The sequence below is a fragment of the Marinobacter salexigens genome, assembly GCF_002806945.1.
In the GTDB taxonomy this organism is placed as follows: Bacteria; Pseudomonadota; Gammaproteobacteria; order Pseudomonadales; family Oleiphilaceae; genus Marinobacter; species Marinobacter salexigens.
This window is the reverse complement of the sequence record NZ_NIHC01000005.1, coordinates 64,632-87,690: the sequence shown is the minus strand read 5'-3', so window position 1 is coordinate 87,690 and position 23,059 is coordinate 64,632. Positions and strand designations below refer to the sequence as shown.

Here is a 23,059-nt window from a genome sequence, read left to right as displayed (position 1 = left end):
GCAAGCCAAGGGGGACAGGCGCCCTTACGCCGGAACCGGTAATTTGATAGAATTCGCGCCCTTTATTTGCCGCAATCTGCATTTTCTGTAACGGCAATCCCCAGTTCATTAATTTGCACAACCTTCCGGGTACCCAAAGCTATGGTAAATACAATGAAAGCCGAATGGTTTTCCAACATTAAGGGCGATTTGCTCGCCGGGATCGTGGTGGCTCTTGCGTTGATTCCGGAAGCGATTGCTTTCTCGATCATCGCAGGAGTGGATCCCAAAGTCGGGCTGTACGCCTCATTTTGTATTGCCGTGATTATTGCGTTTGTGGGTGGCCGCCCGGGTATGATCTCAGCGGCAACCGGCGCCATGGCGCTATTGATGATAACCCTGGTTAAAGAGCACGGGCTGGAGTATTTAATGGCCGCCACGCTGCTAACTGGTGTGCTTCAGATAGTCGCGGGCTGGCTGAAGCTGGGTGGTTTGATGAGGTTCGTGTCACGCTCGGTGGTGACCGGTTTTGTGAATGCCCTGGCTATCCTGATCTTTATGGCTCAGCTTCCGGAGCTCACAAACGTAACCTGGCATGTATACGCCATGACGGCTGCCGGGCTGGGCATTATTTATCTGTTCCCTTATGTGCCTAAGCTAGGAAAGCTCGTGCCATCGCCGTTGGTTTGCATTGTGTCGCTAACGATTGTGGCGGTCATGTTCAACATCGACGTGCGCACAGTGGGCGATATGGGTGAACTGCCCGACACGCTGCCAATTTTTCTCTGGCCAGATGTTCCCCTGACTCTTGAAACCTTGATGATTATCCTTCCGTATTCCATTCCGCTGGCCGTTGTGGGTTTGCTGGAATCCATGATGACCGCCACCATTGTGGACGATCTGACTGATACCGAAAGCGATCGTAACCGTGAGTGCCGGGGGCAGGGCATTGCCAACATCGGGTCTGGTCTGTTTGGTGGTATGGCTGGCTGTGCAATGATTGGGCAATCGGTGATCAACGTAAAATCCGGTGGTCGCGGTCGGCTTTCCACGTTCACCGCGGGCGTGTTCCTGATGGTGATGATCGTAGTGCTGGACGACATACTGGTTCAGATTCCGATGGCTGCGCTGGTGGCAGTCATGATCATGGTGTCTATCGGTACCTTCTCCTGGGAGTCCATTCGCAATCTGAAAGAGCACCCGCTTTCGACCAATATAGTGATGCTGGTCACTGTGTGCGTTGTGGTAGTGACCCACAACCTGGCGTTGGGCGTGTTTGCCGGCGTGTTGCTCGCGGCACTGTTTTTTGCCAATAAAATTGGTCACTTTATGGAAGTTAAGTCCACTCTTGATGAACAAGCAGGCACTCGTACCTACAAGGTAACGGGCCAGGTGTTTTTCAGTTCTTCGGAAAAGTTTGTTGCATCGTTTGATTTCCGTGAAGTGGTCGATAAAGTGGTTATAGATGTGAGCCGTGCGCATTTCTGGGACATTACCGCTGTGGGTGCTCTCGACAAGGTGGTTATCAAGTTCCGGCGTGATGGTGCAGAGGTGGAAGTGATTGGCATGAACGAGGCCAGTGCCACCATCGTTGACCGTTTTGGCGTGCACGACAAGCCGGAAGGCATAGATCAGCTGATGAGCCATTAATATGCAAAATACAACTGAGAACACGCAGGATACCTTGCAGGTAGTGGCCTGCATTGACGGCTCAGCCGCCGCGCCAGCGGTATGTGACTATGCGGCCTGGGCAAGCAAACATATGGGGTCACCCCTGACCCTTCTGCATGTGCTGGATCAGGAACGCTATCCGTCAGAGCCGGACCTGGCCGGGAATATTGGCTTGGGTAGTCGTGAGTTACTGCTGGATGAACTGGCACAGCTGGACCGAAAGCGAGCCAAACTGGCTCTTGAACACGGTGATCACATGCTGGACGAGGCAGCTCGCAGGCTTGAGAACGCGGGTGTCGGCGAAATCAGAAAACGCCAGCGCCATGGAGATTTGACCGAATCTTTACTGGCACTTGAAGATGAAACCCGGTTGATAGTAATGGGCCTGCAAGGGGAGAGCAGCTCTGATCGAGGCTCCCGTATCGGCAGCCAACTCGAAACGATCATCCGCAGCGTGCATCGCCCCATCCTGCTGGTGCCGGAAACCTTCTCAACGCCGCGCACTGCCATGCTCGCATTTGATGGCAGCGCCACTGCATTTAGAGGGGTCGAGTTGCTGGCAGGCAGCCCGGTATTAAAAGGCGTGCCATTGCATCTGGTTATGGTTGGGGCAGACACTGCGGAGCACAGAGGTCAGCTGGAAAAAGCAAAGCAAATGCTGGAGGTGCTCGATACTGAAATCACTCTGACCATGCTGTCTGGTGATGTTGAGCAGGCGCTGCACAAGTATCAGGAAGAGCAGGATATCGACATCCTGGTGATGGGTGCGTATGGCCACTCCCGCATTCGACAGTTCTTTGTTGGCAGTACTACGACTGACATGCTGAGGACCGCAGTAAAGCCGCTGGTTGTTCTTCGCTAAGGATCCATTTCAATCCTTCTTTCTTCCCCACCACTCGGATTCCGGGTGGTGGGGTCTGCGCTTATTTGACATTCAGACGGTACTTCAGGGGCTCATAGCCCCAGCTTTTCTGCCACGTAATCCGCGTCTTTATCACCCCGGCCTGAAAGGTTGATCAGGATGGACTGTTCCTGCGACATTTCGGGTGCTTCGCGTATTGCCCAAGCTACCGCGTGGGCGCTTTCCAGTGCAGGAATAATCCCTTCTACCCGCGACAACATCATGAATGCGTCCAGACACTCGTTATCATTGGCACAAGCATATTCCACGCGGCCCAGGTCTTTCAGGTAACTGTGTTGTGGGCCGCTGCCTGGGTAATCCAGCCCGGAAGCGATGGAATGAACTGGCATAGCATTGCCTTCATCGTCTTCGAGTACATAGCAGGCCATGCCGTGTATCTGGCCTGGTTTGCCTAGTGTCATGGTTGCCGCGTGTCGCTCAGTATCCAAGCCTTCGCCGGCTGGCTCTACACCTATCAGTTTGACGCTCTCATCGTTCAGGAAGGCGGTAAAAATGCCCATAGCGTTAGAGCCACCGCCTACGCATGCAGCTATGTAATCCGGAAGTTTCTTGTAGCGTTCCATAAACTGCGCGCGGGCTTCTCGGCCAACCACGGATTGAAAATCACGAACCATTCCCGGGAAAGGGTGTGGACCCACAACGGAACCAATGGCGTAAATGAAATTTTGCGGGTCTGTCAGATATTCATCGAAAGCGCTGTCGACGGCATCTTTCAGCGTGGCTGTGCCGCGCGTTACCGGAACCAGCGTAGCGCCCAGGATCTTCATCTTGGTTACATTCGGGTGCTCTTTGGCAATATCTACCGTGCCCATATGAATCTCGCAAGGAATGCCCACCAAGGCGCAAGCGGTTGCCAGGGCGACCCCGTGCTGGCCTGCGCCTGTTTCTGCAATCACCTTGGTTTTACCCATGAACTTCGCCAGCAAGGCTTCTCCCAGGCAGTGATTGATCTTGTGGGCACCGGTGTGGTTGAGGTCTTCCCGCTTCAGGTAGATGCGCGCCCCACCGAGTTTCTCGGATAACCGGCGCGCGTAGAAAATCGGGCTGGGGCGGCCAACATAATCTGCCAGCAGGTAGGCCAGCTCATCCTGAAAATCCTTGCGCTGGCGGATTTCCTGATAGGCGGCGCTTATTTCATCCATAACCTGCTTCAGTTCCGGCGGCACAAACTGCCCGCCGAATTTGCCAAAAAAACCCTGTGCGTCGGGGAGGTTGTCGTAGGGGGAAGTTGTGCTCATAGGACTGTGTCTCGTTCAAAATTGTGGATTAATAATAGCGCTCTGACCGAAGTGGCTCAATGCTGGTGGCATGTGGTCGAAAAGGTATTATCAGGTTAAGCTGATAGCCCAGCCGCCACCCCCGATGCCCAGGCCCACTGGAAATTATGCCCGCCCAGGTGTCCGGTTACATCCACAACCTCACCGATAAAATACAGGTTTGGGTGCTCCAGGGCCGCCATGGTTTTTGATGAAAGCTGGCGGGTATCCACGCCGCCCAGTGTCACTTCCGCTGTTCTGTACCCTTCTGTTCCTGCGGGTTTGACCGTCCATTGCCTCAGTGTGTCTGCAACCTGCTCAAGGTCGCTGTTCTTGTAACCCTGAAGTGGGCCGCTCCAGCCATAAATTTCGGTGAATGCCTGTGCGAAACGCTTGGGCAGATGCTGGGCCAGGTAGTGGGCAATCGTGGATTGAGGCTTCTGTTTGCGCAGGGCGAGAAGATCTTCGTGGATGTTGCGATCCGGTAGCAGGTTGATGGACAGAGGGTCTCCGGGCTGCCAGAAGCTGGAGATCTGCAGCATGGATGGCCCGCTCAGGCCCCGGTGGGTGACCAGCATGGGCTCGCGGAAGTTTTGATTATTGCAGGCTGCATCCACCGGGCAGCTTATGCCGGATAGAGGTGCCAACTGTTGCCTCAGTTCCGGGTGCAGGGTAAAAGGCACCAGCCCAGCGCGGGTTGGCAGAACGGTGAGCCCGAACTGCCGGGCAATGTCGTAACCGAGCCCCGTAGCGCCCATGGTGGGGATGGATAAGCCTCCGCAGGCGACGACCAGAGATTTGCACGTCAGGCTGCCGGAACTGGTGTTCACATGGTAGAAGCCATCTGCTTGGGCAATAGTATTAACGCTGGTTTTCATACGGACTTCCGCGCCGGCCCAGTCGCATTCCGTCAGCAGCATGGCGACTATATCTTTCGCGCTGTCTTTGCAGAACAACTGGCCGGCGGCTTTTTCTTCGTGCTCAATGCCGTGGCGTTCAACAAGATCCAAAAAATGCTGGGGTGTGTATCGCTTCAGAGCGGAAATGCAGAAGTGAGGGTTGTCCGATAAAAAGTTGGCAGGCGAGCTGTTGAGGTTGGTGAAGTTGCAGCGACCACCGCCAGACATGAGGATCTTTTTGCCTGGCTTGTTGGCGTGATCTATCACCAGCACCTTACGCCCACGATAGCCTGCGGTCGCAGCGCACATCAGGCCGGCCGCGCCGGCGCCGATAATGATCACATCGTACTGGTTGCTGGAACTTGCTGTCATTACTGCCCGCCGATTGGTTTATGTGGCGCGCAGTATACCAGTCTCAGTGTGGCTTTATGGCTCATTCCAGATGAACCATGCCCTCCATATAAAAAGCGGCTTGCCCGGCAATGGCCACTCGGTCACCTTTCAACTCGCAGCGCAGTTCGCCGCCCCGGGTAGACAGCTGCCGTGCTACCAGCTTCGTTTTGCCGAGCTTTTCAGCCCAGTAGGGCACCAGCACACTGTGAATCGATCCGGTAACCGGGTCTTCATCAATGCCTGACCCGGGGGCGAAGTAGCGGCTGACAAAATCCACCTGTTCGCCAGGGGCCGTAATAATCAGTCCCATATTGCCCAACTGCTTCAGTAGTCGCAGGTCTGGTTGCGCCGCTTTCACCGCTGCCTCGTTTTCCATAACGATCATGTCATTAGTATCCGCTGGCACGTGAAAAGCCATTGCGGGTGCATTTTCAAGGGCTTCGCTAATGATTGCAGGTGTTTTCTGTTCTTCGATCGAAAGGTTGGGGAAATCCAGCTCCAGCCAGTCGCCCGGCCTTTTATGAACGCCCAGGGGACCGCTTTTGGAATGGAAGCGAAGGGTGTTTTCGGGCCAACCCAGCTTGTTGAAAATGACCCAGGCGCTGGCCAGAGTGGCGTGCCCGCACAGGGGGACTTCTCTGAGCGGAGTGAACCAGCGGATGTGGAAGTCCTCGCCATCGGGGCCGGGTTGGCGCACGAAGAATGCTGTTTCTGCCAGGTTATTCTCGGCGGCCAATGCTTGCATGGTGTCGGCGGGAAGCCATGCCTCCAGGGGCATGACCGCCGCCGGATTACCTTTGAAAACCTTGCTGGTAAACGCGTCTACCTGATAGATGGGGTGTTTCATGGGCGATTCTCCGGTAACAAACGCTTAGCGTAGTGCGGAGCCTTATAGCTGGCAAACTGCGCGACCTCTCGCTCACTGTAAAAGTGCAGCTCGGGCAGGGGGTTGTGAAATGTTACCACCCAGTGTTGCTGTTCTGGCTGTCGGGTTGCCTCAAGGCTCAAGCTCAACCCGCAGGTTCGATGGGTCCAGCAGGCCAGCGGTGATGGCTATGCCTGTCACATCGGGCAGCCGCTCCGCGCCCAGACGTTTCATTACGCGGGCCCGGTAGAGATCGATGGTTTTTACACTCACGCCCAGCTGGTCGGCAATTTCGCGGCTGGTGTAGCCTTGGGCCATAGGCAGAAACACATCCCGCTCACGGCGCGTGAGTGTTGAAATGAGAGCGTCAGTACTCTCGTCTCCAAACTGCTGGCGGCTGGATTGATGATGGGACTCTAACGCCTGCTGTACGCTGTCGAGAAGGAGCTGCTCGTTGAATGGCTTTTCGATGAAATCAAAGGCGCCGGATTTGAACGCCCGCACTACAATAGGCACATCCGCATGGCCGGATACGAAAATGATAGGCAGCTCAATACGACGTTTTTGCAGCTCTTCCTGAACATTCAGCCCGCCGAGGCCCGGCATCCGCACGTCCAGCACCACACAGCCGCCCTGGTTGTCTTCCAGAGCCTCGAGGAACTTTCGACCGTCGCTGTACGCTTGCACGTTCAGGCCAACTGATTCCAGTAACCATTGGGTGGATTCCAGCATGCCAGCATCGTCATCAACCAAGTAAACGGTGGAGGCCTCCGGGGTGGACTCGTTACTCATCGGGTGCAATCTCCGTAATGGGTGCTCGATTTTTTGTGGCTGTTGCCGGGAAGCGGCAGGTCAGGATAAGGCCGCCTGTTGCGGCCGTTTGGGCATCCAGAAAGCCGCCAAAGCCTTCAATAATGGAACGGCTCATGGAGAGCCCCAGCCCTAGTCCTTGTGGTTTGTTTGTGTAGAATGGCTGAAACATTTGCCTAATGCCCTGCTCGTCAAGGCCAGGACCCTCATCTGTAACTTCAATCAGCGTTTCTCCGTCGCTGTTCACCGATGTTGAGAGTGTCAGGCGGGAACTTGTGGTGGCCGTTTCTGCAGCGCGCGCTTCCACGTTCGCCTCCATACCGTTGCGGATCAGGTTAATCAGTACCTGCTCCAGCAATACCTGATCTGCAATGATTGTGGGCTTGCGGTCGGATGGCGTGCAGATTATCTCTACACTGTATTTGTCAGCTTCCCACTGGCATAGCTGGGCAACCTTTGTAAGGGTTTCGTTCAGTAGCACATCTGTTGTGCGGTTTCGGCCTTTGCGCAGGAAGGTGCGAAGGTGTTTGATGACTTCCGAGGCGCGATTGGCGTGATGGATGATCTTGTCCAGGCCATCGTCAACACGCTCAAAGTGTTCAGGTTGAGTGTTGGCACTTTTCAGGTAGCGTTGGCTGGCACTGGCAAAGTTAACAATGGTTGCCAAAGGCTGGTTCATTTCATGAGCGATACTGGAGGCCAGTTCGCCCAGCGTCGCCAGCCTTGATGTGCGCGCAAGCTCATCAGCCAACCTGCGGCTGTTGTCTTCTGATGCCACTCTGGCCGTTATGTCCCTGGATACGCTAACTACTTCAACAACCGCCCCTGTATAGGTTTCTCTGATGGCTCGGCTTGCGATCTCGAACCACCGCTTGCTGCCGTCACGGTGGGTGAGATCCAGGGTCATAGTGGCATAGCCGTCATCTCTCAGGCGGTTTCGGGCTTCTGTCAGTTGCTGAAGTGAGCCATCACTGTGAAAAATTTCCTCCAGAAACTTGCCCCGCAGCTCTTCAGGACGGTACCCAAGCAGACGCCACGACGCTTGTGTTGCATCAATGAAGCGCCCATCAGGAGCATGCCGCGAGATTAAGTCGGTGGTGTTTTCAGTGATCACCCGGTAAAGACGGTTTGATCGAATGGCCTGGTCGCGGGTGAGGATGTCGGCTGTGGCATCCCGGCCACGGGCCAGTACCTCGGCGGTTTTCAGACAGGGGATAAACGTCCATAGAAGGATAGTGTTGTTGAAGCGGGCCTCTACATCTTCGATTGCCCGGGCCTGTGTCAGTGCCGCAGTAATCAGTGCTTGAACATTCGTTGGAAGGATGCCTGAGGGGCCCGCCAGAGCACTCCTTACCCACATTGTTTTTGCGGCGAGATTGCTGCGCAAAGTGCTGGCAGAACCATCCAGTACCAAACCGGGTTGCGGGTCTGCATCGGACAAGCTAAAACTCATAGTAGTAATCGACTCTCTTGCAGTGGGATGCCGTATAGTATTTGCACTATAATACCTTGGTGCAATTCCTAGTTTCCCTTCTGTTAAATAAGATTCTCACTATAAGAATCCATGGCTACTCTAGCGGCTTTTCTAAATACGACACAAGAACAATAGGCTCACAAAAGAGGAATACCCCATGACCTCGATCTTCGATCAGGGCCTTGCGCCCCTTGATGCCAATTACGCTGTTCAATCCCCGATTGATTTCATCGAACGCACGGCCAGCGTCTACCCGGACTACCCCGCTATCATTCACGGGGCTGTTCGCTATAACTGGTCGCAGACTTACGACCGTTCGCGTCGCTTGGCTTCGGCACTGAAAGGGCGAGGAATCGGGCGGGGAGATACTGTGGCGGCCATGCTGCCAAATATTCCTGCCATGGTTGAATGCCATTTTGGTGTGCCCATGCTCGGGGCGGTTCTCAACACATTGAATGTGCGGCTGGATGCGGAAGCTATTGCCTTCATGCTCGAACACGGTGAAGCCAAGGCGGTGATTGCCGATCGCGAATTTGGCGAAGTAGTGCGCGATGCTGTCAGTCGGCTGGAAAACAAGCCACTGGTTATTGATGTTGACGATCCGGAATACGGTGAAGGCGTTCAGGTCAGCGATCTGGACTACGAAGCCTTTCTCCAGGAGGGCGACCCGGGGTTTGAGTGGAGCTTCCCGGAAAACGAATGGGATGCGATTTCACTGAATTACACCTCCGGCACCACCGGTAATCCCAAAGGGGTGGTTTATCACCATCGGGGTGCTTATATCAACGCCTTGGGTAACCAAGCCGTTTGGTCGATGGGGATGCACCCTGTGTATTTGTGGACGTTGCCCATGTTCCACTGCAACGGTTGGTGTTTCCCGTGGACTATTACCGCCATGGCGGGCACTCACGTATGCCTGCGTCGTGTAGACCCCGAAAAGATCTTGCAACTGATCAAGGAGCATCAGGTTACGCACATGTGCGGCGCGCCCATTGTGTTAAACGCCTTGCTGAATGTGCCGCCTGAGTCGAAGGCGGGCATTGATCATGAGGTTCGCTCAATGATTGCAGGCGCGGCGCCACCTGCTCAAGTAATTGGAGCCGTTGAGGAAATGGGCATTAAGGTGACCCATGTGTACGGCCTTACGGAAGTTTATGGCCCGGTAACCGTGTGTGCGTGGAAGTCCGAGTGGGATGAGCTGCCGCTGCACGACCGAGCCAAAATCAAAGCACGCCAAGGGGTGCGTTACCACACCCTGGCTGGCACCTTGGTGGGCGACCCTAACACCATGGAAGCAGTGCCCAAAGACGGCAAAACCATCGGTGAAATCTTCCTGCGTGGCAATACCGTAATGAAAGGCTATCTGAAGAACCCCAAAGCTACCGAGGAAGCGTTCCGGGGCGGCTGGTTCCATACCGGGGATCTGGCTGTTTGGCACGAAGACGGCTACATGGAGATCAAGGACCGCCTCAAGGACATCATTATCTCCGGTGGTGAGAACATTTCCACCATTGAAGTTGAAGATACGCTTTACCGACACCCGGCCGTTTTGGAGGCGGCTGTAGTGGCGCGCCCGGATGAGAAATGGGGAGAAACTCCCTGTGCTTTTGTGACCCTGAAACCGGAAGCGGGGGATGTGAGCGAGGCTGACATTATCAATTTCTGTCGCGAACACCTGGCTCGCTTCAAGGTACCCAAAACGATCATTTTCTCGGAACTGCCCAAGACCTCTACGGGTAAGATCCAGAAGTTCCTGCTACGGGATCAGGCCAAAGAGCTGAACTGATCTCCTGACCGGCAGCGCAAGTCCTGACGCTGCCGGATATTGCAACAAAAACAACATAAAACAGGCATGCGCAAGAAGCGTGTGCGGGAGCCCCTGCTATGCAAATGTTTCATCGTAAGACCGGAGAAGAGCAGCCCTACTGGCCCGCTGGTCCGTTTAAGATTCGCCTTCCTTTTGTGCATTACCGCTGGGAATTTGCGGAGATGGTTCAGGCTTTGATCATGTTTGTGGTCAGCCTTGCCATGATCCCTCTTTTGCAAAAATACCTGGGTGTTCCCTACGACGTAGCTCTGGCTTATGCCGTGATCTGCGGTATCGGTTTTATGTTGCCCGCCTTGTTGGGTGTTCCTCTGGTACCTGGCTGGATAACGCCGGGGATTCCGGTTGTGCTGTTGTTCCTGAGTGATTTTGAGCCAGGGCCTGAGGCCATACAGGCAATGTTTGCCTTGCAGTTCCTGGTGTTTATTATCTTTCTCTTTCTTGGTGTCACCCGCTTGGGAAGTAAGCTGGTGGATCTGATACCCCGTTCGATGAAAGGCGGCATTATTATTGGTGCCGGTATTGCTGCACTGATGGGAGAAATCGAAGCAGGTGGTCGCTTGGCCAATACACCGATATCTCTGATTGTTGGTGGGTTGGTTTGCTTGTATCTGATGTTCTCTGTGTCGTTCAAAGGCTTTGTTGAGACCAACTCCATTGCACGTAAGATTGCAAATTACGGCATGGTTCCGGGTATGGTCGTGGCTATTCTGGTGGGCTTCGCGACCGGGGAGTACGACGTTCCTAATGTCGAGTGGGGCATTACCAAGCCGGCATTCGATGAGCTATGGAATTACCTGCCGTTCTCCGTGGGATTCCCTAATCCTGAGGTGTTCCTCTACGCCATTCCAACAGCAGTTATCGCGTACATTATTGCCTTCGGGGATATCGTAGTAGGGCAGTCCCTGATGAACCGTGTCGATCACCTCCGTAAAGATGAGGATATCGACAACAGTATCGACCGGGTGCACCTGGTGACTGCCATCCGTAACGGTGGGCATGCCTTTTTCGCTCCCTACCCTGGTCTTGCAGGCCCAATCTGGACGGCTGTAACTGCAACCATGGCTGAGCGCTACAAGTATGGCCGAAATGCTATGGATTCGATCTACAGTGGCGGCGGTACCTTCTGGATTACTGGCTTTATTGCCCTGTTTATCCTGCCGTTGGTGAGCTTTTTCCAGCCCGTGCTGCCCATTGCACTGTCCCTGACGCTTTTGCTGACTGGCTATATCTGCTTGATGGTTGGCTTGGAGCAGTTGGAGAACAATACCGAACGCGGTATCGCCGGCACCATGGGCGTGGTACTGGCTGTTTATGGGGCTGGTTGGGGGCTTGGCACCGGTGTGGTTCTTTACCTGCTGATCGAAAGAACCAAGCTGCTCGGCTTTACTTCCGACCCTGAAGCTCCGGGCGCTGAGGAAGCTGAAAAGACTTGATGCTGCTCCCGGCTTGTGCCGGGGCTCACTTGAAATAACCCCTGTATATCTTTGGGAGGCTGGATGCCTCCCCTTTTTTTGCCAGGTTTTAATGATTTTCCCGATTTTTCGACGCGCTGACGATTTGTCATTTTGTGACAAACTGTCCCTTCTTCTCGCCTCGCCCTTCCTTCTATCTCGCCCTGAACAGTAAACTGGAACTGCTGTCGATTATTTGTCCAGCTATTGCAATTTATAATAAATAAAAGCAGGAGGCAGTCATGTCTGTCAGCTCCACTCCCGAGGGGGTTTCCGTTAAACCACGACACCTGCATTTTGATGTCAGTGAAGATCTGAAAACACTTTGGCATAGTGATGATGCATTCCGCACGGCGTTTTTTAATGCGCTATCGCTTCAGTTTCCAGATGGTGAACAGCAGTTTATTAATGCAGTGCGACTCTATCGTGACAAAATTGAAGATCCAAAACTTAAAGCCGAAATCCGCGGCTTTATTGGCCAGGAAGCTTTGCACAGTCGGGAGCACAAAGCCTATAACGAGGCGCTGAGGGCGCGGGGTTACGATATTGAAGGGCTGGACCGACGTTTCCGCAAGCACATGGAGTGGGTTGGAAAGCTTTCCCCTGAAAGGCAACTCGCGGGCACCTGCGGAGCAGAGCACTATACGGCGGTACTCGCAAATGCCATTTTAAGTCATCCTGAGTGGTTAGAAGGTGCAGCGCCGGTTATGGCGAAGCTCTGGCGCTGGCATGCCATAGAAGAAGCCGAGCATAAATCGGTGGCGTTTGACGTCTATCGGAAATGTGTGGGTAACGAGAGCCTGAGGCGCATTATTTTTCTGTTCGTAACCTGGAACTTCTTCAAGTACACCTTTTTGAACACCTGTAGCTTGCTGAAAACCGACGGTAAACTTTGGAGTTTGTGTACCTGGGCCGGCGGGCTCAACTTTTTATGGGGCAAGCCCGGTATCTTGCGCCAATGTCTACCTGAGTTTCTGGCGTATTTTCGCAAGGGTTTTCACCCCTGGCAGCAGGACAACAGAGCGCTGTTGGAGAAGAGCCTCCGGGATCTTGAGCCAGGAGCCTTGGTCTGAAAGTAGAATTAATTGTTCATTCAGCGATTTACAGAAATTGCTTCCGCTGCGGCTGGCACTGGCCCGGCCGCAGTCAATTAACTGCATTTTGGCGAACCCGTCTTCCAGATCTACGTGTTAGTCTCCTGTATTCAGTGTGATTTATGCTGTGACTCATCACTCGAACAGGGCCACGAAAACCATGACCAAGGACAAGCTTGATCCCGCCAGTCAGTTGCTGGAGTTGCATGTAAAACATGAGGTTGCATCATTAAAGGGAGCAAAACTCCATAAGTTTCTCAAGCAGGAGGTTAGTGAGCTTCTTGATCATGCAGGTTCTATTACGCTGAATCACATAGCCACGGAAGAGAGGGTTATGGGGACGATTCAGCGGGTTGTTGTGGATATGGAGCTGGATGCAGGTATTCCCGAGCTTGCTGGAGAGATGGCGGCCGAGGTGCTGAATGCTCAGGTTCAGTCCAATACAAAATTGAAAGATATTATCACTCGCGACCAAGCTACCGGCTTTGTGGAAGAAATGCTTGAGTTGAGGCAGCAGCGTGAGCGGATAATCAGTGAAATCATGGCGCACCCGGTTTATCAGGAGCTGGTGTCGAACGTGGTCTATCAAGGAATCGTGAATTATCTCTATGAAGACAACCTGATTACCAAGTCGGTGCCTGGTGTTGGCTCTATGATGAAGTTTGGCAAGCGCATGGCTAACAAGGCTGTGCCGGGCCTGGATGAAACTTTTGAGCGCCGACTGAAAAGCTGGTTGTCAGACAGCTTGCCGGGGATTATTAACCGCAGTGAGCAGTTTCTGCAGCGGGCGCTCTCGGATGAAGAAGTGCGAGATACAATTTTGGCTGCCTGGATAGCTGTAGAGGACCGCAGCATCGAAGATCTTCAGGTGGGGCTTGGTGATGTGGGGCTTCAGGAGTTCGTGGTGCTGGGCTACGAGCTTTGGCTGCAGTTCCGGAAAACCGCCTACTTTGAAGGATGTGCCCGGGCTGTGGTTGCGCACCTCTTTGTTAAATATGGCGACCGGCCACTAACTGATTTGCTTGGTGATGTGGGTGTGACCCAAGACGTGATCATGGCCGAGGTTGAAACCTGGGCTGTTCCGATTATCGGCTTACTTCAGGAAGAGGGCTATGTTGAAGCGCTTGTGCGTCGGCGCCTGTCAGCCTTCTATAAATCTGCAGCCGCTCAAAAAATATTGGTGCCGTCAGATTAAGGCTTTGCTTGCCGGCGTGAGATGGCCGCCGGGATTTTGACAGCAAAAAAGGGAAGCCATGATGGCTTCCCTTTTTTGCTTCAGGCCTTCGCAATAGAGGTAGACCCGGGATTATTTCTCCAGATATTGCAGCTTGTCAGGTTTACCATCCCACTCTTCGGCGTCTGGCAGAGGGTCTTTCTTCTCGGTGATGTTGGGCCATTTGGCTGCCAGATCGGCGTTGAGTTCTACGAACTGCTCCTGATCTGCTGGTAGCTCGTCTTCCGAGAAAATCGCTTCGGCAGGGCACTCGGGTTCACACAGTGCACAGTCGATACATTCGTCCGGGTCGATTACCAGGAAGTTAGGCCCTTCGTAGAAGCAGTCTACCGGGCAGACTTCAACACAGTCTGTGTATTTGCACTTGATGCAGTTATCGGTAACGATAAACGCCATAATCAGATCCCTGGTCCAGTGGTCAATCTCATCGGGAGCTTGGTGTTCACGCTCCATGGTTATATTTTAATGGGCGATATTGTAGGGAGCAGGTCGCACTGTCGCAAGCGTTTGACTGCTATAACCTTATTACCCAGATCAACTTCTCATCAGTTTTTCAGTAGTTTTTTCAGATCATACAGCCGGTTCATGGCTTCTCTGGGTGATAAATCGTCCAGGTCGAGGCTTTGCAGTGCTTCTTCTACGGCGCTGGGTTCTGCGCTGGCAAACATGTCGCCCTGATAAACGGTTTGGCTGTGCATCTCGGGCTGCGCCTGGCTTGCCTCAGCGACGGCTGAGGGCTGAGCGGTTGCGGGCACTGCGCTGTTTTCCAGCAGTTTCAGTTGTGCCTTTGCGTTCTGGATAACGTTCTGGGGGACACCCGCCAGCTTTGCCACCTGCAAACCATAGCTCTGGCTGGCAGGGCCTTCGTGTACGTTATGCAGGAACACGATGCTGTCGTCATGCTCGGTTGCAGTCAGGTGCACGTTTACAGCCAGTTCAAGGTCGTCCGCCAGTTGCGTAAGCTCAAAGTAGTGGGTGGCAAACAGGGTGTAGCAGCGGATTTCCTTTGCCAACTGTTCTGCCGTGGCCCATGCCAGCGACAAACCATCGAAGGTGCTGGTGCCCCGGCCCACTTCATCCATCAATACAAGGCTGAATTCAGTGGCGTTGTGCAGAATGTTGGCGGTTTCTGTCATCTCCACCATAAAGGTGGAGCGCCCGCCGGCAATGTCATCGGATGAGCCCATGCGGGTAAAAATTCGATCGACAGGCCCCATAACAGCACGGTTGGCAGGCACGAAACTGCCGGTGTAAGCCAACAAGGCAATCAGTGCGGCCTGGCGCATGTATGTGGACTTACCGCCCATGTTTGGGCCGGTAATGACCAGCATGCGACGCTGGGAGTCCATTAGCAGGTTGTTGGGCACAAAAGGTTCATCCAGAAGCTGCTCGACCACCGGGTGGCGACCTTCTTCAATATCAAACCCTGGCTCATCGCGAAATTCCGGAGGCACAAAGCGCAGGGTGGTGGCACGCTCGGCGAAATTGCTGATCACATCCAGCTCTGCCAACGCCTGTGCTGCGTCTTGCAGGGGTGCCAGCTGTTCTGCAACAGTTTCCAGTACTTGGTCGTACAGGGCTTTTTCTCTGGCCAGTGCGCGGCTTTTCGCGCTCAGGGCTTTGTCTTCGAACTCTTTTAGCTCAGGCGTTATAAAGCGCTCGGCGTTTTTCAGGGTCTGGCGGCGAATGTAATCCACCGGCGCCTGGTCAGATTGGGCCCGGCTGATTTCAATGTAATAGCCGTGCACCCGATTGTAGCCTACCTTCAAGGTGCTGATGCCGGTGCGCTCCCGTTCCCGGGTTTCCACATCCAACAGGTACTGGCCGGCGTTTTCGCTGATGTTGCGCAGTTCATCCAGCTCCTCGTCAAAGCCCTCGCGAATGACACCACCTTCCCGAATCACCACAGGCGGGTTATCGATAACCGCGCGCTCCAGCATGTCGGCAAGCTCAGGGTATTCGCCAATCGTGTTGGCCAGCTTCACAATGTGATGAGAGTTTACGGGCTTGAGGGTTTCCTGCAGCTCCGGCAAGGCCTGGAAGGCATCCCGCAGGCGGGCCAGATCTCTGGGGCGGGCCGAGCGCAAAGCTACCCGGGCCAGCACACGCTCGATATCGCCAACAGCTTTGAGCAGGCTGTGTACCGGTTCGTAATGAAAGCCATCCAGCAGTGCAGATACCGCGTGTTGACGCTGCTGCACTGTACCCACATCCCGCAATGGACGATTCAACCAGCGCCGTAACTCACGACCCCCCATGGAGGTGGCGGTTTTGTCCATCACCCAGGCGAGCGTGTGCTGATGCCCGCCCATGAGATTGATATCAATCTCCAGGTTACGGCGACTCGTGGCGTCGAGAATCACGGCTTCATCCCGGCGCTCCCGGGTCAGTTTTCGGATATGGGGCAGGGCAGTGCGCTGGGTTTCTTTTGCGTATTGCAGCAGACAACCGGCGGCGCAAATGGCCAAGCTGAGATCCTCACAACCAAACCCGGTGAGGTCACGAACTTGCAGTTGCTGGGTTATTACCCGGCGTGCGGTATCGGATTCGAACAGCCAAGGGCCCTGGCGGCGCACGCCAGTCAGGTCGGCCAGTATGTCCTGATAAGGGAACTCCTCGCTGATAAGAATCTCTGCAGGGCGAAGCCTTTGCAGCTCGCCTTGCAGGGCCTCCAGGTTATTCAGCTCAGACACCACAAACCGGCCGCTGGAAATATCCAGTGAGGCAAAACCAAACTGCTCCCGGGCATGATAGATGGCAACCAGCAGATTGTCGCGGCGGTCTTCCAAATAGGCATCATCGCTCAGGGTTCCGGGCGTAACAATGCGCACCACCTGGCGCTCAACCGGGCCTTTACTGGTAGCCGGGTCGCCAATTTGCTCAACAATGGCAATGGATTGACCCGCACGCACCAGGCGGGCAATGTAGCCCTCAGAGGAATGAAAGGGGATGCCCGCCATAGGAATCGGATTGCCGCCGGATTGCCCCCTTGCAGTCAGGGTAATATCCATCAGCTCTGCGGCTTTCTTGGCGTCGTCGTAGAACAGTTCGTAAAAATCACCCATGCGATAGAACACCAGTTCATTCGGGTGCTGGCCCTTGATTTTCAGGTATTGCTGCATCATGGGTGTGTGCTGGGGTTTACTGTTCTGAGCTGCTGACATGAACGAGTCCGGATAATCTTACTTTGGATGAAGCCACGGATTGTAGGAAAATTAAGCCCGTGATGAAACGAGGGAGACCATTATGCCTGCCAGTGACCACGAACTCGAACAAGCAGGGGATCAATTAGCAGCGCAGTTGCTACAGCAGGGCTCAACCGTAGTGACGGCCGAAAGCTGCACCGGTGGCTGGGTTGCCAAGGTGCTTACCGATAAAGCCGGCTCTTCTGCCTATGTGGTGGGTGGGTTGGTAACCTATAGCAATGAAGCAAAGCAAAAATTATTGGCCGTTACAGATGCCTCTTTGGCTAACCATGGTGCCGTCAGTGAGCCGGTTGTACGAGAAATGGTGGCCGGTGCACTTGCTACAACGGGTGCCAATGTTGCGGTGGCTATCAGCGGCGTAGCCGGGCCTGGTGGGGGCAGTAAGGAGAAACCGGTGGGCACGGTCTGGTTTGCCTGGGGTGATCGCATTGACCGCACCGAAGCGGTTGTTCAGTATTTCAGTGGTGACCGTGATCAGGTGAGGCGACAGGCGGTTCTCTTTGCCTTGCAGGGGGTTAGCCGGTTTTTGCAGCAAACCTGAAGGCTTTCACACTGGCAGGGGTTGGCCTCTCTCTCGGGGTATGTTTTAATACTGTTCAAATATACAGGGAATTTGCTGTTTTACCACTGTATGGGTTCCCGATTAATCATATTTCCAACGGCTTGTTTATTCCGCCGTTGGCCAAGGCAACAGAGGGTTTGCACTGATGGAAGATAACCGCAAAAAAGCATTGAGCGCAGCGCTGGGCCAGATTGAGCGCCAGTTTGGTAAAGGCGCGGTGATGAAAATGGGCGATCAGCCCCGCGAAGCCATTCCTGCGGTCTCCACCGGCTCCCTTGGGTTGGACGTTGCGCTGGGCATAGGCGGCCTGCCCTATGGTCGTATTGTAGAAATTTACGGCCCTGAGAGCTCCGGTAAAACAACCCTGACCCTGCAGGTTATCGCTGAAGCACAAAAAGCCGGTAAAACCTGCGCTTTTATTGATGCTGAGCATGCACTGGATCCTATTTACGCGGAAAAGCTGGGCGTTAACGTAGACGACTTGCTGGTTTCCCAGCCAGACACTGGTGAGCAAGCACTGGAAATTGCAGACATGCTGGTGCGCTCTAACGCGGTAGACGTGATCATTGTTGACTCCGTTGCGGCCCTTACGCCAAAGGCCGAGATTGAAGGCGAAATGGGTGATAGCCACGTAGGCCTGCAGGCTCGCCTGATGTCACAAGCACTGCGTAAACTTACCGGTAACGTGAAGCATGCCAACTGCTTGCTGGTATTTATTAACCAGATCCGTATGAAGATCGGCGTGATGTTTGGCAGCCCGGAAACCACCACCGGTGGTAACGCCCTGAAATTCTACTCCTCTGTACGTTTGGACATTCGCCGCATTGGCGCAGTAAAAGATGGTGATGAGGTAGTGGGTAACGAAACCCGTGTGAAGGTGGTTAAAAACAAGGTGTCTCCTCCTTTCCGTCAGGCAGAGTTCCAGATCCTCTACGGAAAAGGCATCTATCACATGGCCGAAGTGCTCGATATGGGCGTTAAAGAGGGCTTTGTGGACAAGTCTGGCGCCTGGTATGCCTATAACGGCGATAAAATTGGCCAGGGTAAAGCCAATGCATGTAAGTTCCTGGAAGAGAACATTGAGATGGCCCAGGAAATTGAGGCTAAGGTTCGTGACAGGCTGATGCCAAAACCGGTTGATAAGAAAGACGCCGTGGAAGCAGAGGCGCCAGCCGGCGAACTGCTCTAAAGTAATATCGGAGGTGTACTGTGGACCGTAAAAAGAAACTGCTTATTGTTTCTCATGCGCCTTCTCCGAACACCCTCACCCTGCGCGATGCGGTCGCGCAGGGTGCAGGCCATGAAGATATTGAAAATGTAGACGTAACCGTGCTGGCACCATTGGACGCCGGCCCGGATGATGTTCTTGCCTGTGATGCCATTATCCTCGGCACCACCGAAAATCTCGGCTATATGAGTGGCGCTTTGAAGGATTTCTTCGATCGCAGCTACTATCCCTGCCTGGAGAAAACCCAGGGTCTCCCTTTTGCTTTTTACATCCGCGCAGGCCATGACGGCACAGGGACGCGGCGCGCTATCGAAAGCATCACTACCGGGTTGCGCTGGAAGCTTGTTCAAGAGCCGCTGATGTGCCGTGGTGAGTATCAGGATGGGTTTGAAGAGCAGTGCCGGGAATTGGGGATGTACGTTGCGGCCAGTCTGGATGCCGGGTTGTTCTAAGGGGTGCTCTAACTGGCAAGGTGGTTGTAGAAACCTTCAATACGCGAGAGCGCATTATCCACTGCTCTGGAGTAACCTTTTTTGTTCAGATAATAACTGAACTGGACACTCACGCGGTAGCCTGTCTGGAATGGGCGACACTCCACTACGCGGGCGCAAACTTTCGATTCGTTAATGTATTTCCCTTCAAAATCCATAAGCAGATTGGTGCCAGGCTCCAGATGTCGTGGGCACAGCAAAGCCATTCCATAGCGGTTCAGATCAAGGCAGGTAGCCTGAAAAGAGGGCTTGGCTTTTTTGAGCCAACCGCGTTCCCGTACCTGCACCCCGAGGCACGAGGCTGCATAACGGTCCTTGAGTCGTCGATCTTCAGAATCACTCATCGTAAATTGACATCCGATCGGTATTTTTAGTTGTTATATCTGCATGTAAGACTAAAGGGTGATAGCCGGAAGGTAAAGTGTAGTGAGTGGCGGGCAGGGGTAGCGGGGAAATTAAGGAGGCATGCGGAACGATACAAAACAGCCTGCCAAGAAAGCTTTCTCACCATTTTGCCTCTCAGGCGCGACAGACCGGTTCACAAAACCTACAATGGCCGGCAAATATGTTAACCGTTACAGGACCCAACCTTGAAGTCACTGTCTCTGCAGCAGCTCTACAAAGCTTGTGTTTTGAAAGACCTACCATTCAAGTCGACCAGGCAACTGGAGCCCCTGGCAGAAATTGTGGGCCAGAATCGGGCCCAGGAAGCTGTGCGCTTTGCGCTGGCTATGCCCCACGGTGGTTATAACGTGTATGCCGTAGGGCGGAATGGCCTGGGCAAGCGCACGATGATGCTGCGGTATCTGGAGCACCATCAGGATACTGAGCAGCAAAGCCACGACTGGTGTTATGTCGCAGACTTTAAAGAGCCCCGGGTTCCCAAGCTGCTGCAATTGCCAGCGGGTAAGGGTGCACAGCTCAAGCAGGATATGGAAAAGCTCATGAGTCGGCTGGTTAAGGTTATTCCACAGACTTTCGACAGTGACAGCTTTCTGGAACGTTCTGAACAGCTCAAGGAAGAGTATGGAAAGAAGCAGGAAGATGAGCTTGAGAAGGTGGCAGCTCAGGCCCGCCGCAAGAAAGTCAGCCTCACTATTACAACCCCCGGTGGTTACCGCTTGGTAGCGATGAATGGCGATAAACCACATACCGCAGACACGTTCAAGGCGTTGACGGATGCTCAGAGGGACAAGTACGAAGACTCAATCAACAAGCTTGAGAAAAAGCTGCGCCAGGCGCTCCGTAAATTGGCGGACTGGGAGCAGGAGTATGCCGACAAGCAGCAGGCGCTGAATAAAGAAACTCTGGAAGGTATATCTGGCCATCAGATTGATGAGCTGATTGAGAGTTACAAGAGTCTTCCGGATGTGGTGGCTTACTTTGAAGCGGTGCGGGCAGATCTGGTGGAGAATTTGGAGATTTTTCTTGACGATAACGAAGAGCAGGCAGCGATTGCCTATGCCTCGCTCGACAAGAAGATGCCGCGTCGTTACCTCGTGAATGTGGTTGTGCATCAGAAAACCAATGAAGTCCCGATGGTGGTGGAAGACAACCCCACGTACCACAATCTTTTCGGGTACGTCGAAAATGTCACATACAAGGGCACGGTATTTACCGATTTTTCACTGATTCGGGCGGGCAGTTTGCACAGAGCTAACGGCGGCTATCTTCTGATGGACGCTATCAAAGTGCTGGAGCAGCCTTTCGTGTGGGATGGGATCAAGCGTGCCTTGCGATCGAAGTGTATTCAGATCAACTCGCTTGAGCGAGAGCTTACACTTTCGGGCACCATCTCCATCGAACCGCAAGCAGTCCCGCTGGATGTGAAGCTTGTGCTTTTCGGTGATCGCGAAACCTGGATGTTGTTGCAGGAATATGACCCAGAGTTTGCTGAGCTGTTCCGGGTTACTGCAGACTTCGAGAATGAGATGTATCGCTCCGAAGAAAGCCAGGTTATGTATGCGAAGTTTATTGCCAGCGTGGTGAAAGAAAAGAGCCTGTTGCACTGCAACAACAAGGCCGTGGCAAGGATTATCGAGCACAGTGCCCGTATGGCAGAGCATCAGGACAGGCTTTCATTGCATGCAGCAAACATTGCCAATCTGCTCCGGGAATCTGATTTCTGGGCCCGCCAGGCCGGCGCCAGGCTGATTCAGGATGTTCATGTGGAAAGGGCACTCGAGAGTGCGAAATACCGCAGCAGCCGTATCCGTGATCAGTTTTATGATTCGATTCGAGACGGCTCTACGTTGGTATCCACGCAAGGTTCGGTTGTTGGTCAGGTTAATGCTTTGTCTGTTCTATCTACGGGAGGGTTTGAGTTTGGCTTGTCCAACCGGGTAACGGCCACCTGTTATTATGGCGACGGGGGCATTATGGACATCGAGCGGGATGTAAAGCTGGGCGGCAATATTCACTCCAAGGGTGTGATGATTTTGAGCTCATGGCTTGCTTCGCATTTTGCGGTGACCGATCCGATGCACCTGTCCGCTAGCCTGACCTTTGAGCAAAACTATGGAGAGGTTGATGGTGATAGTGCTTCTCTTGCGGAACTTTGTGCACTTATCTCCTCGCTGTCCGGGGTTCCAGTATTACAAAACCTGGCTATCACAGGCTCCGTTAACCAGTTTGGCGAGGTTCAGCCCATTGGTGGCGTGAATGAAAAGGTTGAAGGTTTCTTTGCCACCTGCCAGCTCAAGGGTGGGCTGACGGGTACGCAGGGCGCCATTGTGCCTGCAAACAATGTTCAGAACCTGATGCTGGACAGTGAAGTGGTTCAGGCAGTCCGGGAAAAGCAGTTTTCCGTTTTCTCTGTTTCAAGTGTTGAAGAAGCGGTGACATTACTGCTGGGAATGCCGGCAGGTAAGGTAGACAGCAAAGGCAACTATCCGAAACAGAGTGTTTTTGGCATTATCCAGCAACGGCTTGAGAAAATGCGTGAGCACGAGCGCCAGGAGCACGCCCGGGACGATCAGAAAGATCCGTCAATTCACTGACCGGTCGCCATAATAAAACAGACAGGAGAGAACACACCCATGACTGATATCCAGCAAACTGTATACGTGGTAGAGGACGACGAAGCCGTTCGTGATTCACTGGAACTACTACTGAAAACCGATGGCAAGTTGGTCAAAACCTATGAGAATGCGGCAGTGTTTCTTAAGGACTATTCCGAAAAGATGGCAGGCTGCATCGTACTGGATATCCGTATGCCGGGTATGGACGGCATGGAGCTGCAGAAAAAGCTAAACGAGAAGCGTTCCATTCTTCCCATCATATTCGTGACCGGGCATGGCGATGTGCCAATGGCAGTCGACGCCATGAAAGAAGGTGCGGTGGATTTTATCCAGAAGCCTTATCGCGAAGAGGCGCTTCTTGAGAAAATTGAAGCTGCGCTGGAGCAGGACCACGAACAACGAAAAACGCTCGATGAGAAGCAGGAAATAATACGCCGGGTTAAAAGCCTGACGCCTCGCGAACATGAAATCATGGATCGAATGATAGAAGGTCAGGCTAACAAGGTGATCGCTATCGAATTGGAAATCAGCCAGCGTACGGTAGAGATTCACCGCTCCCGGGTGATGCATAAGATGGGGACTCATTCGTTGGCACACCTGGTCCGCATGGTGCTGTCCGTAAAGAACCTTATCGACGGGAGGTAATCTGGCCGGCATCATGCGGTTATCTTTTTGA

Annotated in this window: 19 protein-coding genes; 11 read left to right on the top strand and 8 right to left on the bottom strand. The window is 53.6% G+C overall.

Features of this window, described 5'->3' with window-relative positions; genetic code table 11:
• Positions 1–141: 141 nt before the first annotated feature.
• The gene (locus CDH47_RS10630; RefSeq protein WP_100639874.1) at positions 142–1,629 is read left to right on the top strand and encodes a SulP family inorganic anion transporter; all 1,488 of its coding nucleotides are present in this window, start codon (positions 142–144) and stop codon (positions 1,627–1,629) included.
• Position 1,630: 1 nt separating this feature from the next.
• Positions 1,631–2,512: a universal stress protein gene (locus CDH47_RS10625; protein ID WP_100639873.1), complete on the top strand. Its 882-nt coding sequence runs from the start codon at positions 1,631–1,633 to the stop codon at positions 2,510–2,512.
• A gap of 92 nt (positions 2,513–2,604) precedes the next feature.
• On the opposite strand, the gene trpB is transcribed toward CDH47_RS10625, so the two are convergent.
• The 5 genes from trpB to CDH47_RS10600 form a co-directional block, all read right to left on the bottom strand.
• Positions 2,605–3,810 (bottom strand): tryptophan synthase subunit beta, encoded by a 1,206-nt coding sequence (gene trpB, locus CDH47_RS10620; RefSeq protein ID WP_100639872.1) that lies wholly within the window; start codon positions 3,808–3,810, stop codon positions 2,605–2,607.
• Positions 3,811–3,905: 95 nt separating this feature from the next.
• Positions 3,906–5,099, bottom strand: a complete 1,194-nt coding sequence (locus CDH47_RS10615; RefSeq protein ID WP_100639871.1) for a BaiN/RdsA family NAD(P)/FAD-dependent oxidoreductase — start codon at positions 5,097–5,099, stop codon at positions 3,906–3,908.
• Between the two features lie 61 nt (positions 5,100–5,160).
• Positions 5,161–5,967 (bottom strand): PhzF family phenazine biosynthesis protein, encoded by an 807-nt coding sequence (locus tag CDH47_RS10610; protein ID WP_100639870.1) that lies wholly within the window; start codon positions 5,965–5,967, stop codon positions 5,161–5,163.
• A 150-nt stretch (positions 5,968–6,117) separates the two neighbouring features.
• Positions 6,118–6,777, bottom strand: coding sequence for a response regulator transcription factor (locus CDH47_RS10605; RefSeq protein ID WP_100639869.1), 660 nt, complete (start codon positions 6,775–6,777; stop codon positions 6,118–6,120).
• Positions 6,770–8,248 carry a sensor histidine kinase gene (locus CDH47_RS10600; protein ID WP_100639868.1) on the bottom strand — a complete coding sequence of 493 codons (1,479 nt, stop codon included), beginning with the start codon at positions 8,246–8,248 and terminating at the stop codon, positions 6,770–6,772. Before CDH47_RS10600 ends, CDH47_RS10605 begins: the two co-directional genes overlap by 8 nt.
• Before the next feature lie 178 nt (positions 8,249–8,426).
• Between CDH47_RS10600 and CDH47_RS10595 the strand changes: the two genes are divergently transcribed.
• The 4 genes from CDH47_RS10595 to CDH47_RS10580 all read left to right on the top strand — a co-directional run bounded on the left by CDH47_RS10595 (position 8,427) and on the right by CDH47_RS10580 (position 13,837).
• The gene (locus CDH47_RS10595) at positions 8,427–10,055 is read left to right on the top strand and encodes an acyl-CoA synthetase (protein WP_100639867.1); all 1,629 of its coding nucleotides are present in this window, start codon (positions 8,427–8,429) and stop codon (positions 10,053–10,055) included.
• 98 nt (positions 10,056–10,153) lie between these two features.
• Positions 10,154–11,530 (top strand): solute carrier family 23 protein, encoded by a 1,377-nt coding sequence (locus CDH47_RS10590; RefSeq protein WP_100639866.1) that lies wholly within the window; start codon positions 10,154–10,156, stop codon positions 11,528–11,530.
• A 260-nt stretch (positions 11,531–11,790) separates the two neighbouring features.
• Positions 11,791–12,621, top strand: coding sequence for a metal-dependent hydrolase (locus CDH47_RS10585; protein WP_100639865.1), 831 nt, complete (start codon positions 11,791–11,793; stop codon positions 12,619–12,621).
• A gap of 181 nt (positions 12,622–12,802) precedes the next feature.
• A complete protein-coding gene (locus CDH47_RS10580; protein ID WP_100639864.1) occupies positions 12,803–13,837 on the top strand; it encodes a hypothetical protein in 1,035 nt (344 codons plus the stop codon).
• Between the two features lie 111 nt (positions 13,838–13,948).
• Here CDH47_RS10580 and fdxA read toward each other — a convergent pair whose 3' ends face one another.
• Positions 13,949–14,272: a ferredoxin FdxA gene (gene fdxA, locus CDH47_RS10575; protein ID WP_100640181.1), complete on the bottom strand. Its 324-nt coding sequence runs from the start codon at positions 14,270–14,272 to the stop codon at positions 13,949–13,951.
• 149 nt (positions 14,273–14,421) lie between these two features.
• Positions 14,422–17,040, bottom strand: a complete 2,619-nt coding sequence (gene mutS / locus CDH47_RS10570) for a DNA mismatch repair protein MutS (RefSeq protein WP_100639863.1) — start codon at positions 17,038–17,040, stop codon at positions 14,422–14,424.
• An 82-nt stretch (positions 17,041–17,122) separates the two neighbouring features.
• Between mutS and pncC the strand changes: the two genes are divergently transcribed.
• The 3 genes from pncC to CDH47_RS10555 all read left to right on the top strand — a co-directional run bounded on the left by pncC (position 17,123) and on the right by CDH47_RS10555 (position 19,324).
• On the top strand, positions 17,123–17,623 hold the full coding sequence (pncC, locus tag CDH47_RS10565) for a nicotinamide-nucleotide amidase (protein WP_100639862.1): 501 nt from the start codon (positions 17,123–17,125) through the stop codon (positions 17,621–17,623).
• A 166-nt stretch (positions 17,624–17,789) separates the two neighbouring features.
• Positions 17,790–18,833: a recombinase RecA gene (gene recA, locus CDH47_RS10560; RefSeq protein WP_100639861.1), complete on the top strand. Its 1,044-nt coding sequence runs from the start codon at positions 17,790–17,792 to the stop codon at positions 18,831–18,833.
• Positions 18,834–18,853: 20 nt separating this feature from the next.
• Positions 18,854–19,324 (top strand): flavodoxin family protein, encoded by a 471-nt coding sequence (locus CDH47_RS10555; RefSeq protein WP_100639860.1) that lies wholly within the window; start codon positions 18,854–18,856, stop codon positions 19,322–19,324.
• A gap of 8 nt (positions 19,325–19,332) precedes the next feature.
• On the opposite strand, the gene CDH47_RS10550 is transcribed toward CDH47_RS10555, so the two are convergent.
• On the bottom strand, positions 19,333–19,707 hold the full coding sequence (locus CDH47_RS10550; protein WP_100639859.1) for a PilZ domain-containing protein: 375 nt from the start codon (positions 19,705–19,707) through the stop codon (positions 19,333–19,335).
• Between the two features lie 246 nt (positions 19,708–19,953).
• On the opposite strand from CDH47_RS10550, the gene CDH47_RS10545 reads away from it, so the two are divergent.
• Both CDH47_RS10545 and fixJ read left to right on the top strand, forming a co-directional pair.
• A complete protein-coding gene (locus CDH47_RS10545; RefSeq protein WP_100639858.1) occupies positions 19,954–22,362 on the top strand; it encodes a Lon protease family protein in 2,409 nt (802 codons plus the stop codon).
• Between the two features lie 39 nt (positions 22,363–22,401).
• Positions 22,402–23,028 (top strand): response regulator FixJ, encoded by a 627-nt coding sequence (gene fixJ, locus CDH47_RS10540; protein WP_100639857.1) that lies wholly within the window; start codon positions 22,402–22,404, stop codon positions 23,026–23,028.
• Positions 23,029–23,059: the final 31 nt, after the last annotated feature.